This is a genomic window from Prevotella pectinovora (assembly GCF_041323955.1).
Classification (GTDB): Bacteria; Bacteroidota; Bacteroidia; order Bacteroidales; family Bacteroidaceae; genus Prevotella; species Prevotella pectinovora.
In genome coordinates, this window is record NZ_JBGLIV010000001.1 from 2,162,061 (window position 1) to 2,178,786 (window position 16,726).

Sequence of the window (16,726 nt, forward strand, 5' to 3'; positions counted from 1 at the left end):
ACGCATTTGTCACTGCAGATTGAAATCCTGTATGCTTATCACGTCAGCACCATCGGCAACAGTGGATGCCGGCTGCCAGGTGCGGACATGAATCACGGGCATCGACTTGTCTGTGAAGTCCCACAACAGGAACAGATACCCGTCGTCGCTGTAGCGGTCGCTGCTGTAGCGCTGCCGCAGCGTGACGCCATAGATGCCGTCCATCGTGGGATGGCGAAGGATGCGGAAACCGGAGAACTTCACGTCAATCTTACTGTTTGAGGCAAACACCTTGGTGAGGCGTGCCATATATTGCTGCTTGGAGTGGATGGCGTAGCTCACCCGTGGTTCTGCTATACACTTGCCGTCTGTCGTGGCTGTCTTCACCACATTGCCCACGATAATCAGAGCCTTGTCGCTGAACACCTGGCGCAGGAAATCAATGTCTTTTGTAGTGTATGCAGAGCGCAGATGCTCACAGTAGTTGAGTATCGTGTGGCGCCGCTTGGCATCCTGCTCCGTCAACTTGCCCTGCAATATCTTCGATGCCTCCTTGAAGAACGCATGATCTTTCGCTATGGTCTTCAGTGGCACTTGTGATATAGACAGGCTTCTCCGCCCTGCTCCCGACAGCTTTGAAGCACCTCCGCCGGACAAGGATCCGGATGCCTCGCCATACTCCTGTCGGGCAGAAGCCTCGTCGGAGGTGGCAAACCGTGCCGTAGTTCCTGTGGCAACCTGTTCCGGGATACTCGCCTTACCCTCGTCAAAGAAGGTCACGATGCCCTGGCGGTCGATATACCCTTCGCGCCTGGAGCCCTCTTCTCTGAAACGGAGCCTGCCGCCGCGATAGCGGGTATCGATGATGCAGCCACGCAGGGGCACTGCAAACACCACGTTTCCCCTGTCGTCCTCAACGACATATTTCTTTTCCTTTCCGGCAAATGTCTGTTCCACCAATTCCAGTCCCTCGCTCACGCCATACCTCGTCTCGCTCTGTGGCTTGCCTTCATCAGTGAGAGCAGGCAGCCACAACGCCGCGAGCCACAGACAGAGCAAGATGGCAAAGGCGGACAATATGCTGATAGTCTTCTTCATTTACGGTATAAGGTGTTTTATTGCCATTCCTTTATGTCCCCACCTATCTCTATTCTTATATTGTCGGGATTGTTGGGGATAATCAGGTTCACGAGATGCTCCATGCCGGGTTTGAACTGGAACTTGCTTTCATACAGATAACTCATGTTGTGCATGACGACTTCGATGAGCGGCATGCGGTTCTCTATGCGCTGCGGCACGATGATGGCAGAATACAGGTAGTCGCCGTCGTGATGTGCAGTGATAGTCTGCCTTACAGCCTTCGCATTGCGTGTTGCCACCCCTGCCTGAAGGTCTATCGTTGCCTCCGGCACGGTGTTATGCACATATACGGTGGCGTTTACTGGCATCTCGCCCTCAAAGTCCTCACCTTTTATCAGCCTTATCGTGAGTTTGCTCATGATATGTCTGAAGATGAGGTTCACCGGTTCGTCGGATGCCGCCACGCCTTTACATGAGGCATGGAGCAGGTCGCTCGCCTCATAACCACCGGGGGCTGTGGCTGTCTTCTCCGTGGTCTGGTCGAGACTGACGCTGAACGGCTGGTCTTCGATGCTGCTCAGACTGTTGATATATGGATAGTAGGCATACACATTGTATGTGCCATCGTCCCAATACAGTGTTCTGGCTGCCGTCCACCCGTTGCCGCTGAATGTCATTGCCTCGTTGTTCACCACGTTGCCACCCAGCTGCAGTGGCTTGTCTGCCTGTGTCACGAAGATGCCCACCTTGTCGCCTTCCTCAAAATCCGTTGCCGCAGCATCCACCTTCTGGGCAGGATGGCTCATCACCAGCTTCATCTTCATGTTTTCTGTATCTGTCGGCTCATCCGTAGGCAGGATGTCCTGGCTGCACGATGTCATCCCGGCTACGGTCAGCACCAATGCCATATATATAATAGTATGTATCTTCATCTTCTAATCAAAATTGTATCCAATGGTCATTATCTGTGTCTTCTCACCTTCGCCATACGCAGCGGACTGCCCCTGCGTATCACGGGTCTGTGCTGATAGGTGGTGGCAGACCGCTGCGATGCCCTACCCCATGCCGAAACCCTGGCTGGACTTTGCGCCACACCGACGTCACGCTTGTCGTGCTTCACGAAATCTTCAAACGAGAATGTCTCTCCGGCATATCGCTTTATCCTCTTCACGATGCTCTCGCGGCTTATCGTGTTGTAATATGGTATGTCGTTGTTCATACATGAGTTCTGCTCCGAACGGTAGACACCGCGGGAGTGCATGAAACCGCCTTCATACACGTCAACGATATCACTGTAGCGGCTGTCGCTTATGAGATGGCTCCACCCCACTCCATGTATCTTGCCCGACAGCGAGAGGTTGTCATACCATCCATAGCTCTTGGCGGTGTTCAGTTCGTCTACGTGGCCGCAGCAGCTGCATCCGCAAGCGTCGATGAAGGCGTTGTGACAGATGGCTTCCTCACCGAGTTTTCCGAAGCCATGACCGCCTGCCTCATGCTGCACCACGCCACGGGAGTCGAGAGGATAGCCGTAGGTGCTGAGCGGACAGAAGGAGATTGCCGACCCATCTGCCCACATCTGCGTTATGCCGCCATAGTCGGTGGAGTTGGGCACTACGATGATGAGAGTCTGACAGAGGTTGTCTTTCGTAACGGTGGGTGCTCCCAGGGCGTAAGAGAATATCTCGTCGTATTCGGCTTTCAGTCCGGAGCCTCCCGTAAAAGTGGTGCCAAAACGGTTGTAGCGGATGGTATTCACCGAACCGATGCCCGACTCCGTAGACAGCGGCATGGCGGTGTAGACGTTAAAATACTGGCGGTAGGTTTTGTATGGCTCTATACCGAAGAAATATTCCATCTCCTGATTCATCACTTTCAGATATTCGCCAGAGGCAATTTCGTTGGCGTCATAACCGTCGCCAAGCAGTACGATGTTGATGCCACCACGGTTGCCGCGTGTCGCCTTCTGCAGCGTCACCCATTCGTCCTCGCCATACTGGTAGCCATACTGCGAAACGCTGCATTCATGGGTGTAGTCCTTGTCTTTCAACCGGAACACCACCTTTCCGTCGCGCTTGCTGCCGGAGCTTTTCGCCGTTGCCTTGATGGTGATTGTAACATTAGTCTTCTTGTTGCCGCTCATTGGCGACACCTCACACCAGTCTGGCTTGCTTGCCACCTCCCATTCGCCTTCGGCATTGACGGTGATGGTCTGCTTATGCTCCGTACTGAGGGCGCAAGCTACAGAGGGGCTACATGTCAGTTCGTGGTGGGCGGCGATGCGCTTGAAGTCGCACCAGCCCTGAGCCGCCTGATAATGTGCTACGGCGGAAGACGGAACCTCAACGGTGAAATTTTCCTTTGAAACCCCATCAAAAACACCGCTTTCTATACGGGGCGGCATAGTGCCACGGCATTCTATCGAACCGATGCCGAAACAGTTGTTGAATGCTCTCTGGCGTATCGTCTCCATAGACTCAGGAAATATGACACCCTCAAGCATCTTGCAACCTGTGAACGCATCTTCACCGATGCTCTCAATACCATCCGGGAGATTAAGTATGCCTGTGATGCGCCAGTTGTTGGCGAATGCGGAATTGCCAATATGTGTGACTTCTGATGGCAACTTCAGTTCACCGGAGAAATCATTGTTGCAGAAGGCATGGTCAGCGATTGCCTTCAGATTTCTGGGTAGACGCAATTCACCCTTGAAGTGACAGTTGTTAAAAGCTGTGCGGCCTATGTTTGTAGTTCCATCATGCAGGGTTAGCGTACCATTGAAGCCACATTCATTGAAAGCTTCGGCAGGAACTGTTGAAATACCTTGCGGTATCGTCAGTGAACCGGTAAGTCCGTGGCATCCTTGAAAAGCACAGACTCCGAGATGTTTCAGCTTCTCGGGCAGTCGTAGTTCTCCGTAAAGCCCAGAGCATCCTGAGAAACAATAGCCTCTGATCAATTCAAGATTGTTGGGCAATACGAGGTTTCCTGTCAGATTGTAGCAACCTTGGAACACTCCACCATAATAGTCAGTACTCTCATCAGCGGAATCGCTGTTCCAGTTATTGCCGAGTTTCTTTAAGGTAGATGGAAGAGAAAGCGTACCGTTCAGTCCGATGCAGCCATTGAAAGCACCGCGTCTGATTTCCGTCACGCCCTCTGGTATGACAAGTGAACCTGTAAGATATCTGCAATCATAGAAAGCATTGCCACCGATAGCCCTCAAGTGGTCTGGCAAAATAATACGGTTGAGCGATTCGTTTCCGTCTCCTTCTCCCGAATAGAAAGCGCTACCCGGTATCTGGTCGTCATATCCTTCTTCGCCCTCACCTGGTTTGCAAGAAGCCTTGATGCGCACTTCTTTCAGATTCAGGGCTGAGAGTTTCGGCATGTGGTCGCGCATGAAGTAGAAGTCCTCGGAGTTTATCTCGCCGGTAATCTTCAGATTCTTCACTTTTTCATAGTCCTTGCCAATGGCGGCGATGGCGTCTTTCAGTTTGCCGGGAGTGGAATTCACCACGATATATTCCTTTGCCGTGGCGTTGTGGCTTACGAGGTCGCTTTCCCATTCGCTGATGCTCGCCGACACAAGCGTCAGCTTATACTGACCGCTGACTTCCTGCTTGTCCACCTTGATACTGAAGTTCATCATATAGCCCGCCTTGTATTCAAAGGCAGCTGGCTTGGAGAATTTGAATGGCGTTCCGCCGATGGTGATGCTGAAGAGCGTCGTTCCGGCGGATACGGTCTGCGGCACCACGATGGCGCGCCACTCGTTGCCGGTGCGCGACGGTATCGTGGCTGTATTCTCCACATCGCCCGCCACGCTAACAGTGCCCTCTGCAAGGTTGATGCTTGCCTTGCGTGCCACATTTGGCACAAGCACTATCTTCTCCGTGTTTGCCCATTCCTCGGCGGTGAAGCCCGAACCTTGTACCAGTGTGACACGGGCGTTCGACATGCGGTGTGACAATGGCAGGCGTATCACACTGGTGGTAGGAGCCACGTCGGCTACCTTTCCCCAAAGGAAGTCGCTTGCCTCGTAACCGCCCATCTCGCCATCGGCAGAAGGTTTGCTCTGGTCTTTCTGCACTTCAAACTGATAGTCGTCGATGCTCTCGGGTGCGGCAAACGGATAATATCCATATACGTCTATTGGCGTATGCTTGTCTTTCCAATACAGATCGTAGGCACCGGTCCACTTGTTTGCAGACTCATCGAAGGTGTAGCGCACGTTGTCGCCACGGTTGCCGCTCGGTTTCAAGGTGCCGGGCTTGCCGCCCTCGTAGTCCACCACATACACGCCCATCATGTCGCCGTCGCAGAAGCCACTGTCGTTCACTCTCATCACTGAGAGCTGCTCGATGTCTGCCGCCAGTCTGATATTGGCGCCATCGTTCTGCCCACCGTCCTCAAAGAGGCTGTCGCTGCAGCTGCTGAGCGTTGCCGCCACTATGGTGATGATATAGAAGATGATGTTCTTGCTTATCTTTTTCATATTTGTCTTTTTTCTATTCCGGTTCAGCAACTCCTCCATAGTCGATGCCGTCGTCCTGCCATTTCACGATGCTGGCATTTATGCCGCTGTTTGTCTTGCCCAATGTCACTGTCAGCTGGTAGCTGTGTCCCTGCTCAAAGGCTTTTAGCTTCTGGTCCTTCGGCAGGTGGTAATCCGTACCGTCCACCGTCACCGTTATCAAGTAGCCGTCGTCTAGGGTCTGCGGCACTACGAGCGCCTTGTATCCGTCGTTGTCTTTCATCGGTATGACATAGCCCTTGTCGCCGGTGGCTGTCACGATGCCGGAAGCTATATTGGCGGCGGCCTGCGTCTTCACATCGTTTATCCTTACACTGACATTTGCTTTCGCCAACGAGGCTGCGGTAAATCCCTTGCCGGCAGCCAGAGTGATGACGACCTGCGCCATCATGTGCTTGGCTCCGATGTTCACGGCTTCTTCGCTCGGCGCCACATCAAGGGTCTTGCCGATGAGCAGTTCACTTGCCTTGTAGTCTGCCCCTGCACTTTGGTCTGTCTTCACGCTCCACGGCAGAGCCTCAACACTCGCTATCGTGGCGGTGTATGGATAATACATATAGAAGTCGGCATGCGTAATGTCGTCTTTCCAGTATTCCTGCACCGCTGAGGTCCAAGTGCCATGAAAGGTATACATGCTGTTGTCTATATAGTTGCCTTGGGTCTTCAGTCCGACCGCAGAACCGTCGGCATTGCGGTTTACCACAAACACGCCTATCCTGTCGCCCGTCTCGAAGGCATTGTCTAAGGCACGCTTCTCCGGCATGCTGCTGATGCGTATCGGCAACTGCTCCACCGGTTCGGGCGGAGTTGGCGGCGTGACAGGAACGTCGTCGACTCCGTTCTCTGACGAGCAGGCACACAACATCCCGGCACAAGCCGACATGATGATATGTTTCAGTGTAGAAGTATCTATGTAATTCACCATTCTTAGTTCTTTTCTTCTATAAGGGCATCACGCATCAAAACAGAAACGAGCCCTTCTTTTTCTTGCTTTTCGTTTTTTAAAGCGTAAAGGTAAACAATTTTTATGAATATTTCGGTTCTGCTCTCCACTTTTTATAATAATGAACTATTATGGACTTGACTGATATGTCAATATTTACTAATTTTGACGACAGAAAGTGTGAATGTTATAAAGCAAGTATAACAAAATAACTATTGGAATTATGAAAAAACTACCAATCCTATTATTGGCTGCATTACTGACGCTTTGTTCATGTAGCAAGAGTTATCAAGAGTTAGTCAACGAGAAAGTGGAACAATACAAGAAGGAGGGCAAAATCATCCTTAACAAATCCGATGACCCTACCGGCAAAGTACACTATATCGTGTTTGCCGATGCTAAACAACAGACTATCGGCGTGGACACGCTGGGAGAAGAGGCGCTGGTAATAAAGCTCGCTGACGTGAAAGAACAGGACATCGGTCTCTCAGACGCTCAAGGCAGCGACACTTTTTCTATATATAGCACAAAGAGTGAACCGAAAGCGACAAGCATCCACGTCGTAGACAGCACTACTTTCAAGGACATCGGTTACAATAATGAAGAGGAAATGACAGTGGAGTGCTATAAAGACAAATATATCCTGATGACCAGCAATAAGGATGATTATGTCAGAAACAAGATTTTCTTCTTCAAACAGCCTTCCGTGATTTTCAATTCCTTTGACAATAAAATCGAAAAGGCTGATAATGGCGACCTGAACATCACTATAAAGTCTTCTGAGATGTTTGGAATGACAATGCTCGATCAGGAGTATGTACAAGCGATATTCCACGTAACACTAAATAGCGACGGTTTCATAAAGAAGCAAGACGACAATGTGAATTTCGGTGGAATAATGATTCCGACAAGTGCCTACGGCAATAAGGAGCAAATGGAACCATATCTCAACAGGATAGAAAACGACAGGGAGTCAAACTTTGACAGGGCATTGGAAAAAGAAAACGAATTCTTGGAGGAATGGCTTGTCAGCCACCCGGAGTACAGGAATTTGACTTTCTGTGAGCAGATTACAATATGTCACCAGGAGACCGGATTCAATTTCGACATCAACGGCAAAGCATGCAGAGATGCCGGACAATAGTAGATGCCGGGCATACCGAAAGCAAAACGACCGCAAGTATTGGTTGACATTGCCGTTACAAAAGCCCGGCATCGTTCCATTTCGGAATACAGGTATGACTTAATATCTGAGGTTACACGTTTGCAAACAACCAATAGCAACTCAATAATCAACTGCGCCATGCTTCTTTCTCTTGGCTATATCAGTGAGGCTACAACCTATGCAGAATCATGTGGCGGTGATGGCTCGCCTGGCTCTGGTTGGGGACGTGACAAGGATGAAGACGATGATCATTGGTGGCGCAGGTGCATCGCCGTGTCGGCTGCGATGATGCGACCAGCGAAGTATAGGGTGCGACGTGGCAGATGATATAAACAAGTGACTCTTCAGATAAAATGTCATTACAATTTTATCTGAAGAATCACCTGTAAAGAACGACCGAAAATAGCCGAGAACGACCGCAATGACTGCAAGAACGACCGCAAGTATGACCGAAAATAGCCGAAAACGACCGCAATAACGACTTAAAACGACCGAAAATAGCCGAACAGATGTATGCAGTATCTTTGAAAAGGGCGGGTGACTTTGCATAAGTGGTGTGCAGAGCCTCTGATTGAATATCTTTAGCTCTTAAAATAGATGCCATAGCGTCCGTCTTTATAGCTCGTTCCAACTGCTTGTATCCTAACAGCTCTTTCTTTGAATAAATAGAAAAGTCTCTCTTCATTTGTTTTGCAGCGGTTCAAGATGAGTTGATGATTACTCCAACCTGTAAAAAAGAGAACACTTGGAATTTGTGCCAATTCTGTTGGCACAAATTCTTTAGGCATTATTTGTGCCATTTCAAATGGCACAAATCCTGTTGCGGCTGATGGCAATCCCATTTTTGTGAACTGAGCCAATTTTGTGCTTTGCATTAGCTCTTTAAATGATTCTGAACACATTAGAGTTTTCTTTTAAAAATACCATTCTTACCCGTTGGCGGAATTAATTTAAGTTGGTCGATATGAGCAAAAGTTGCCCATATCGCTGATTCTTAGTAAAACGAGAATTTCTGAAAAACTGTCAGATTGTCTGGTTTTTTGTCGTAATATTCTGGCAATCAGACAGTTGACTACCAGGCAATTGTCAGCCTATTGTCTGGATGGTTTGCTGATAAAAAGAGAATTGTCAGATTAAAAGAATTATCAGATGAAAGGAATTCAGACGACAGGAATTGTATGCGTTGGCAAAATCCTGAAAACAGGAATATGGGTGTTACAACATTAGCTTATTGGGAAGACGCCTTACAGCAAATCTGCCCAACAGGGGCAAGCACGTTACCCATGATGGGCAAGCACGTTGCCCCACTTGGGCAAGCACGTTGCCCATTTTAACACAAACTGACATTAGGATTAAGTATGCACTAATCTAATTCCGCCAACGGGCATTCTTATAAAGTTGAACAGGTTGTTTTCCCAAGTCCCATCGTATGAAATCGGTCGCTATAGCGTTGGTTGCCTATCAAATTGGATTTATCAATGTAGTCCATTCGCAGATTGTCGAAACGCTCACGGACTGGCAATCCTTTGCCAAACATTAAGAGTCCAGCCATAGTCAGTCCTTCTTTTCCAGTCCTTCGGTCTCGTGTATAACCTCAAAAGTTCGTTAGAAACTCCTTGTGTTCTGCCGAGTTCCATTGATGCTCTGGATGCAAGTTCTGAAACATCTGGCGGAAGCGTTCCAATGTTGGAATGTCAATGTCGTCCATTGTGTAGTATTCCAGCAACAATCCATCATTGCCAGCTTCATTGGCATCACGGAGCATCATTTTCAGCTCTTGCTCCGTACAAAGATAGCCGCCTTCATGGTTGCGTTTGAAAGTTCCTCTTGACAGATTGTTGTTGATATAGACAGGACGGACTGTATAATCGGCACGAAATTGTGTTGGCAAAAACTCGGCAATTTCATACACGAAAAAATCCTAACTGCCCATATTCAAGCAGTTAGGATTCTGTATGGTGCGCCTGATAGGACTCGAACCTACACGTCGCGAGACACCAGATCCTAAGTCTGGCGCGTCTACCAATTTCGCCACAAGCGCAATTTTGCGGTGCAAAGGTACGGTATTTTTTCCACCTGACAAAATTTATTGCGCTATTTATTTTAGAGTCAAAGACATTACAACGTCTAATACACTAAACAGACATTACACCGTCTGATACACTAACAGAGATACACCGTCTGATGGATAAACTGACATTACATCGTCTGATGGATAAACAGACATTACGGCATCTGATACACTAACGGAGATTATGCCGTTCAGTCATGGCGACTTGCATGGACATCATGCGGATAGGGAGCTGTGAGCTACCCTATCCCGGCATGATGCCGACAAAAAGAAAAAGAAGCGGGACTAATAGTCCCAAAGGAGACCGGAGTTCTCCTTGCTCAATTCGTCACTTCCACCATTGCCGCCCGGTGGAGGGGCGATTGGCGTGTTGGGGTCCACTTTACTTTCTCCACCTGTCTTTGACAATTGCTGCATCACGCCCTCGATATGACATTTCACGAGCGTGGTCTGTGGGGTGATATATGTTTTCTTGTTCATTGTTACATTTATTATTAGTTTCTACAAGCTGTAAGAACTTGACTGCGATAAGTTGTCAGAACTTGCTGCTACAAGTATTCAGAACTTGTTACTTCAAGTTATCCAGAAACTTGTTTGCTACAAGTATTCGGAGCTTGCTTACTTCACTACTTTCTTTCCGTTAACCACATACACGCCGCCGGGCAATGCCTGGAACTGTCGGTATGTCGTTGCCACAACCTGTCCGTTGAGATTATACACCTTACCGTCTGCTGCGGTGACGCTGTCTGCCGGCATGTCACCGTCGATCAAGATACCGTCGATTGCCGAAGTCTCGTCGGTTGTCACATTGCTGCCCATGCCCACGGTGAGCTTCTTTGCCTCAGACACTCCGTTGGTGCCGATATTCTTGAGATAACCACGGAAGCCCTTCAGCGTGCCCGGGTCGCCGACGAAATTCTTGAACGAACCGTCTTTGTTGCTGATGAAGCAGTCGCCCTCCTTCACCGTCAGGTCGTTGCTGTAGCTCGCCATCCATACATATCCGTTACCCTTGCACCATTCTGCCGGCTTAGTGTTCTCTATCGTCACGTAAGGATAGGCTTCCACGTCTGCCGTATTGATAGAGGCGACATTCTTTGTCGGTTTGATGAGGAACGGTTTGCCTGCCACGATATTGTTGTAGGCATGGCGCACGAAAATAGCCTTCGTTCCCTCCACACGGTCGAAATACAGAATCTGCGTTCCGTCGGGAGTATCCCTGTCGTAAGTCTTTCCGAATATGGCATCCACCTGCTGCTTGTTCAGGCTGAACGGCAACACGCATGTTGTCCACACGCCAGCCGTCATTTTGCGGTTCACCTTCGCCCTGGTCAGTTCACCAGCCTTGGTCGGTTCGATGGTGTTTGTCGCATCGTCATTGAATTCATAGTTCTTCACCGTCTGTTCTTTAGCCTCATCAAATGAGAATCCATAGAAACCGAGCTTCGAACCGTAGTTATATATATAATATGTCTTGCCAGCCTTCACATCGAAGGTGTAAGTCACAGCCGCATCCACGAGCACCGACCATCCGTGAGAACCCATCACATTGTCGTCGGCACCATTGTTCGGTGTGGCATAACTGCCCCATGTTACCTTGTTGTCGATATTGCTCTCATAAACGTTGTTCTGGAATCCCGTGGCAGTCATCTCAAATGAAGTCATGCCGCGGAAATGATTCTTAACGTCCTCTACGGTAGGAGAAGGAGATTTATCGCTGCTCTTTCCACTGCCGCCATCAGTTAAAGGACCTTTTGCCAGTCCAGTGATGTTACAAGGATAGTTTGTTATCTTGTATGGATCCTTCAGGTCGCCGGTAGCATTCTTGTCTGCCACGGTGAGTTTGCCTCCTGTAGCACTGATTGTCGCCTCAGATGCCACCACCTTTCCTGCCTCGTCCAACACGAACACACGGCGCTGCGGACGATAGGCGTAGACGCCACCCGACTTGTCGAACACTCCGTTCTGGAACACGCTGACGCTGACCTTACCGTTGGTCTTCGGTTCCACAGTGAGATATGCTCCCGAGCATGGCACATAGAACATCGGATCTACCGTGCCGCCCTTTACCTTCTGCAGTTTTCCATCATACCACTGCGTCTCGCTTGGCAACGGACAGGCACCGTCTTCCTGACGAGCATTCTGACATGTGAGACCGGGGAGATAATAGTCGAAGCCCTTGATAACCCAGGTTGCCTTTGAAGAGTCATCAGCCCATTTGTTTTTATCGCCATAGGTGAGTCCCTCTTTCGACACGGGAGCCGTGTCGCGGTCGGTGAAGCTCCATCCGCCGAGAGTCACGGCGAGGGTCTTGTTCTGATTGAATAATGGTGTCATCGGACTGTATGTCACTCCCGATTTAGGAGCCTTCACGCGATATTTCGCGGGGTCGTCAACAGAAACGAGGAGATATGCGAACACATCCTCAAAGCCATCTCCGCTCACTTTCAGCTGTATCTTCACCTTGTCGCCGGCGCTCACGCCTTCGATCTTGCCCGTTGTGGCATCCACCTTACAAACGTCGGGTGCAAAGGATGTCCACTCCATGGTGTATTTGCTCTTGTCGATTGCCGTACCCTGTGCATCAGTAACGCTTACGGCTGGAGCATCCACCTCTTCGCCAACATAGATTGTCTTGTCGGCAGAAGGATTGAGAGTGACCACCGGAACGGCATAAGTATCTTTCACGTCAACAGTGAATGTCACATTATCCGGAGCGTCATACTCATCAGCATAGTTGAACTCATCGTCTTTGCCTTGATTTATGACTTTAGGAGTGGCGCTGACCGTTATAGTGTATGTACCTACTGTGCTGAAGGTGCATGCCATCGTGTTATTCGAGTTTGTCAGCTTTAACGAAGGAGAGCAAGAGTATTTCACATCAAAATATCCGCTCACGTCCTCTCCTCCATAATTGAGAGGCACCTCGATGGTCTTCTTCGTACCCGTTTTCACCTTGATGGTAGCGCCTTTGTATGCAGGCATGAACACGGGCTTCATCTTGCCCTTCCTCACGGTGAACGTGAAGTTCTCTGTTGCTTTGGTATATTGTCCGGCAAGCGCTGCCGACGGTGTAGCCGTAACGGTGACGTTGGTGACGCCTTCAGTATAATTGGACTTGCTTCCTGCCGCCGTGAACACTCCGTCTTTGATGGTCACGTTATTGTTGTCGGTAGAGAAAGACAGGGTATAATCTGAGCCGAGAGTAAGACGTTTGCCGCCAATGCCATACACTCTCACTTCCGGTTGCAGAGTCTCTTCGTCGGTGACATTCATCTCCACGTCTTCCACTGCGATAACCAGAGGAGAGGTGGTCTGAGTAGTGGTCTTGCGGGTGATGGTGATGGAAGAGAGAGGATTGGATTGGGCGCTCCAAAATACAAATATTTCGTTTTTCCCTTTCAGCACAGAATTTGCATCCAAAGTATAAGAGCCATTTGATGTTGACACGCTGTTAGAAGAGGATGCCTCAGCCGACAGTTTGAACACTTTGCTATTGTCTTTTATATTTATCACATCACCAGCATCCAAAGGCTTGCCAAGATTTATACGAATATAGTTTTTACTTATATCACTAACAGTAATAGAAGCATTAGAGAAAGGTGTCCAATCTTTACTACGATTATTCACCAAAGTAACGGTTCCTCCTGTTATCGCAGCATGGTCGCTTGTGAGTTGTTCTAAAGTTGGTTTATTATCAGTTTTTTGTGCTACCGTCAATGAAGCAGGACTACTGTTTATCTCCATCGAAAACAATGTCGTCTCCACGGTCTCACCACCTCCAGTATTTTCCTTTATAAAATTAGCCGTCACGTTGGCGTCGGCATTGAGGGAACTGATGGTATATACATTGCCGTTGGCTGCACCACCGTTTGCTGTCCAACTGTCAAACACATATCCAGTGTTTGCATTGGCTGTGAATACAAGTTTTGTGCCCTCCTCCACCTGTGTTCCGCTGGTCACAACATTGTCATTACCGTCCTTGATTTCCACCTTTCCGTTTACTGCCGTAGCATTGACGGTGAATTTCTGCTTGTCGGCAGAAGAGTTGGAATTAACCTTGATATTCGTCGTACTCGTCTGTATGCTTGTGCTGCCCACAGTAGCCACGCAGTAATAGTTGCCTGTGGTCTGAGGAGTAAACTGAGCCTTCGTAGCTCCCTCAACGGCAACCTTTGTCGTAGCGTCATACCACTGGTATGTCGCATTGGCTGCACCCGTGCCACACACCTCCACTTTGGGAGCCGTAGCGTCCGACTGCGTCAAATCGTAAGAAGGCTGCAGGTCATAAGAGAAGAGAATCTGAGCACTACCGTCCTGATTCTGATAAGCGCGCTCATATTCCGTTGCCGCCATGATGAAACCGCCAAGCACCTTGCCCTCGGTGAGTTCCTCTATTTTTTTCACCATCGGCACGTCATAGCCCAGCAGATAATATTCATTGGAACCGTCGCGGTATTTCTTGCCACCTTTAGCATAATCAGTACCCGTTCCACCGCCAAGACCGGCAGACCGGCAGCTGCCCCATATCTCCAGACTTCCGTCTTTCAGATATGTGTAGTTGTTCACCAGACATTCGAAAGCCTTCTTGGCGTTCTCCTTGTATTTGGCGTCAATCAGTCCGAGACGCGCCGCCTTGAACAAAGCCGCAGAGAAGATTGCCGTGGCAGAAGTCTCGATATAGTTGGTAGCGCTCGATGGTTTGCCAGACCAGTTGCTATCGTAGCTTGACGCAGTGAAAGAATTGTCCTTGTCGAGCAGCTGATACCATCCGCCATTGCTTGCCTGACGCGCCACGATGCCAGCGGCGAGGTCTTGCAGATGGTTTCTCAGAGTGGTGTAGTTGGCGTCAGAAGTCCTTCCTGCCTTACCCATCGCTTCGAGGGCATCCACGAGGGCGAAGATATACCATGCGTTGGCGCGTCCCCAATAGGCTGCCGAATGAAAGGTGTATGGCTTCGTCGTGCCGTTCAGTCCTGCCCATGTGTCGGCATGCGACTTAGACGTTCCCGTTCCTGCATTCGCCTCAAAGGCGTGATACATCAGCTTGTCTGTAGAATTCCAGCACATGTTCCACACGATATTGAGCTGTTTGACCACCATATTCCAGTCATCATTGGCGCTGCCGAACACGTTTGAGCCGTTGCCATTGAAATTCACTATCTGTGCGAGCAGTGCCGAACCCATATATGCACCATCGAGCCACATCTGGTTGTTGTAGGCTTCCTTGTGGAACCATCCTCCAACTACTGCATCGCCAGCGAGAGTGCCAGACTTGATGCTATAGCTATTGTTGTGGGCTATAAGACCAGCCGTTGCCCTGCCGATAGCCGTTTGGGCATTTTCCTTATCTGTTGCCGATGCATTCTTGTAGTTATAGATTCCGATGTAGAGCTTCACGGCGTTGAGGTCGTCGAGGCTGCCGCCACCGTTTGGCACGCTATCATAATAAGCATCGCCATACTCCTTTACGCTTGCGAACCAAGGCTTCGACCAATCAAAATTCTGATAATAGTCGGCTGCCTCTATCATCGACTTTGCAACGAGACCCGGGACATAGTCAAGTTTCTTCTTCGTGTCATTACGCTTAATCTCCACACTGGTTCCGTCGGCTTTATACTTCGCCAGACCGAAAGCTGTGGTATTGGCATAAAAATCATGCGCCCTGGAGTTTATCGCCCACTGCGAATACCTCACCCCCGGATTGAACTTCACGCCGTCGCCATCGCTTGCTGCCTTTGCCACCACTGTGGCGAAAAGCATAGCGAAGAGAGGGACGATACGCAGAATCCATCCAGACAGGGCATGTCCTTTCTGCGACACGGATATGCCGCAGCCAAAAGATTGCTCTTCTTTCTTCATAAACAGATAACTGAATTTTGTTTGTAAATTAATTTTTTATATACTTCTTAGTAGTCTGAACGAGGGTCTTCTCTTTCCTCATCAGTAAAATATCGAAATTGTCTTCGTACCAAATTGTGCTGGCAAAGGTAAAGAAAAAAAATGACTAATCGAATAGTGTGATGTTAAAAAACGATGAATATATATGAAAAATGGATTAACGTTAAGGGATTCCAAACCTGACCATTTGCCACAGTCAGGCTTTCAGTTTCAGTAATACAAATAAAAAAAAGGGTAAGCTATTCCGCCACCACACGTATCGTCATCGTGGTGGGATCGAAGCGGATGCCGCGCTTGTCGATAAACCGCGACAGGGTGCCGTCGGCGGCGAGGGCGGCGGTAGGTCCGGTGATGAGCCGCTCGTGAGTCATCACCCACAGGTCGTCGGCAATCTGCAGGGCCAGTTCGAGGTCGTGTGTGGAGAGGAGTATCGTCTTGCCGTTGTCATGACACAGCGAACGGAGCATCTGCAGTGTCTCCACCTTGCTGCCATAGTCGAGAAAAGCCGTAGGCTCGTCGAGAAACACCACGCTGGTCTGCTGCGCCAGAGCCTTCGCCGTCATCATCTTCTGTCGCTCACCGTCGCTCAGTGTGCCAGCCATGCGTCCGGCAAGATGCTCTATGCCCACCATACGCAGGCTCTCGCCCACTATGCGCCTGTCGCCGTCGCTAAGGCGTCCGAAGAATCCCGTGTACGGGCTGCGCCCCATGGCAGCCATCTGAAACACGGTGAGGTTCTGCACCTGCGGCCGCTCCGTGAGCACCACTCCGATGAGCCTCGCCAGTTCCTGACGGGTGAACGAGTCAATCTCTCTCTCGCCGAGCATTATCTCTCCGCCGAGCTTAGGCTGGAAGGCGGAGATAGTGCGCAGCAGGGTGGACTTTCCCACTCCGTTGTCGCCAATAAGACAAGTGAGGCGACCGGGATGCAGGGCAGCTTCAATACCCTGCATCACCACTCGCCTGTTTGTCGTCTTGCCATATCCGATCGTGAGATCGGAAAGTCGCAATATGTCTTTCATTTCAATTCCTTTTCAGAATCAGTTGTTT

The 16,726-nt window shown here is 49.6% G+C and carries 11 protein-coding genes and 1 tRNA gene; 2 read left to right on the forward strand and 10 right to left on the reverse strand.

Annotation, left to right across the window (positions count from 1 at the left end; genetic code table 11):
• Window positions 1-9: 9 nt before the first annotated feature.
• From ACDC99_RS08515 to ACDC99_RS08530, 4 genes are read right to left on the reverse strand one after another with little or no spacing between them, the layout of a single operon-like run.
• Complete coding sequence (locus ACDC99_RS08515; protein WP_370756570.1) at window positions 10-1,077, reverse strand: L,D-transpeptidase Cds6 family protein; 1,068 nt, start codon at window positions 1,075-1,077, stop codon at window positions 10-12.
• Between the two features lie 17 nt (window positions 1,078-1,094).
• The gene (locus tag ACDC99_RS08520; RefSeq protein ID WP_288768206.1) at window positions 1,095-1,991 is read right to left on the reverse strand and encodes a fimbrillin family protein; all 897 of its coding nucleotides are present in this window, start codon (window positions 1,989-1,991) and stop codon (window positions 1,095-1,097) included.
• Window positions 1,992-2,020: 29 nt separating this feature from the next.
• Window positions 2,021-5,557: a leucine-rich repeat protein gene (locus tag ACDC99_RS08525; RefSeq protein WP_370756571.1), complete on the reverse strand. Its 3,537-nt coding sequence runs from the start codon at window positions 5,555-5,557 to the stop codon at window positions 2,021-2,023.
• A 13-nt stretch (window positions 5,558-5,570) separates the two neighbouring features.
• Complete coding sequence (locus ACDC99_RS08530) at window positions 5,571-6,521, reverse strand: fimbrillin family protein (protein WP_370756572.1); 951 nt, start codon at window positions 6,519-6,521, stop codon at window positions 5,571-5,573.
• Window positions 6,522-6,762: 241 nt separating this feature from the next.
• Between ACDC99_RS08530 and ACDC99_RS08535 the strand changes: the two genes are divergently transcribed.
• The gene (locus ACDC99_RS08535; RefSeq protein ID WP_370756573.1) at window positions 6,763-7,683 is read left to right on the forward strand and encodes a hypothetical protein; all 921 of its coding nucleotides are present in this window, start codon (window positions 6,763-6,765) and stop codon (window positions 7,681-7,683) included.
• A 120-nt stretch (window positions 7,684-7,803) separates the two neighbouring features.
• Window positions 7,804-8,031: a hypothetical protein gene (locus ACDC99_RS08540; RefSeq protein WP_370756574.1), complete on the forward strand. Its 228-nt coding sequence runs from the start codon at window positions 7,804-7,806 to the stop codon at window positions 8,029-8,031.
• A 254-nt stretch (window positions 8,032-8,285) separates the two neighbouring features.
• Here the strand turns inward: ACDC99_RS08540 and ACDC99_RS08545 are convergent, their stop codons facing one another.
• The 6 genes from ACDC99_RS08545 to ACDC99_RS08570 form a co-directional block, all read right to left on the reverse strand.
• Window positions 8,286-8,606: a hypothetical protein gene (locus ACDC99_RS08545; protein WP_370756575.1), complete on the reverse strand. Its 321-nt coding sequence runs from the start codon at window positions 8,604-8,606 to the stop codon at window positions 8,286-8,288.
• A gap of 692 nt (window positions 8,607-9,298) precedes the next feature.
• Window positions 9,299-9,595 carry a hypothetical protein gene (locus ACDC99_RS08550; protein ID WP_370756576.1) on the reverse strand — a complete coding sequence of 99 codons (297 nt, stop codon included), beginning with the start codon at window positions 9,593-9,595 and terminating at the stop codon, window positions 9,299-9,301.
• A gap of 65 nt (window positions 9,596-9,660) precedes the next feature.
• Window positions 9,661-9,745, reverse strand: a tRNA-Leu gene (locus ACDC99_RS08555).
• A 315-nt stretch (window positions 9,746-10,060) separates the two neighbouring features.
• Window positions 10,061-10,255 (reverse strand): hypothetical protein, encoded by a 195-nt coding sequence (locus ACDC99_RS08560; RefSeq protein ID WP_042517369.1) that lies wholly within the window; start codon window positions 10,253-10,255, stop codon window positions 10,061-10,063.
• Window positions 10,256-10,393: 138 nt separating this feature from the next.
• Window positions 10,394-15,637, reverse strand: a complete 5,244-nt coding sequence (locus tag ACDC99_RS08565; RefSeq protein WP_370756577.1) for a glycoside hydrolase family 88 protein — start codon at window positions 15,635-15,637, stop codon at window positions 10,394-10,396.
• 278 nt (window positions 15,638-15,915) lie between these two features.
• Window positions 15,916-16,698: an ABC transporter ATP-binding protein gene (locus ACDC99_RS08570; RefSeq protein ID WP_044074726.1), complete on the reverse strand. Its 783-nt coding sequence runs from the start codon at window positions 16,696-16,698 to the stop codon at window positions 15,916-15,918.
• Window positions 16,699-16,726: the final 28 nt, after the last annotated feature.

Coding starts and splice junctions, on each gene's coding strand:
- ACDC99_RS08515 (WP_370756570.1), bottom strand. CDS start 1,077: ATGAAGAAGACTATCAGCATATTGTCCGCCTTTGCCATCTTGCTCTGT.
- ACDC99_RS08520 (WP_288768206.1), bottom strand. CDS start 1,991: ATGAAGATACATACTATTATATATATGGCATTGGTGCTGACCGTAGCC.
- ACDC99_RS08525 (WP_370756571.1), bottom strand. CDS start 5,557: ATGAAAAAGATAAGCAAGAACATCATCTTCTATATCATCACCATAGTG.
- ACDC99_RS08530 (WP_370756572.1), bottom strand. CDS start 6,521: ATGGTGAATTACATAGATACTTCTACACTGAAACATATCATCATGTCG.
- ACDC99_RS08535 (WP_370756573.1), top strand. CDS start 6,763: ATGAAAAAACTACCAATCCTATTATTGGCTGCATTACTGACGCTTTGT.
- ACDC99_RS08545 (WP_370756575.1), bottom strand. CDS start 8,606: ATGTGTTCAGAATCATTTAAAGAGCTAATGCAAAGCACAAAATTGGCT.
- ACDC99_RS08560 (WP_042517369.1), bottom strand. CDS start 10,255: ATGAACAAGAAAACATATATCACCCCACAGACCACGCTCGTGAAATGT.
- ACDC99_RS08565 (WP_370756577.1), bottom strand. CDS start 15,637: ATGAAGAAAGAAGAGCAATCTTTTGGCTGCGGCATATCCGTGTCGCAG.
- ACDC99_RS08570 (WP_044074726.1), bottom strand. CDS start 16,698: ATGAAAGACATATTGCGACTTTCCGATCTCACGATCGGATATGGCAAG.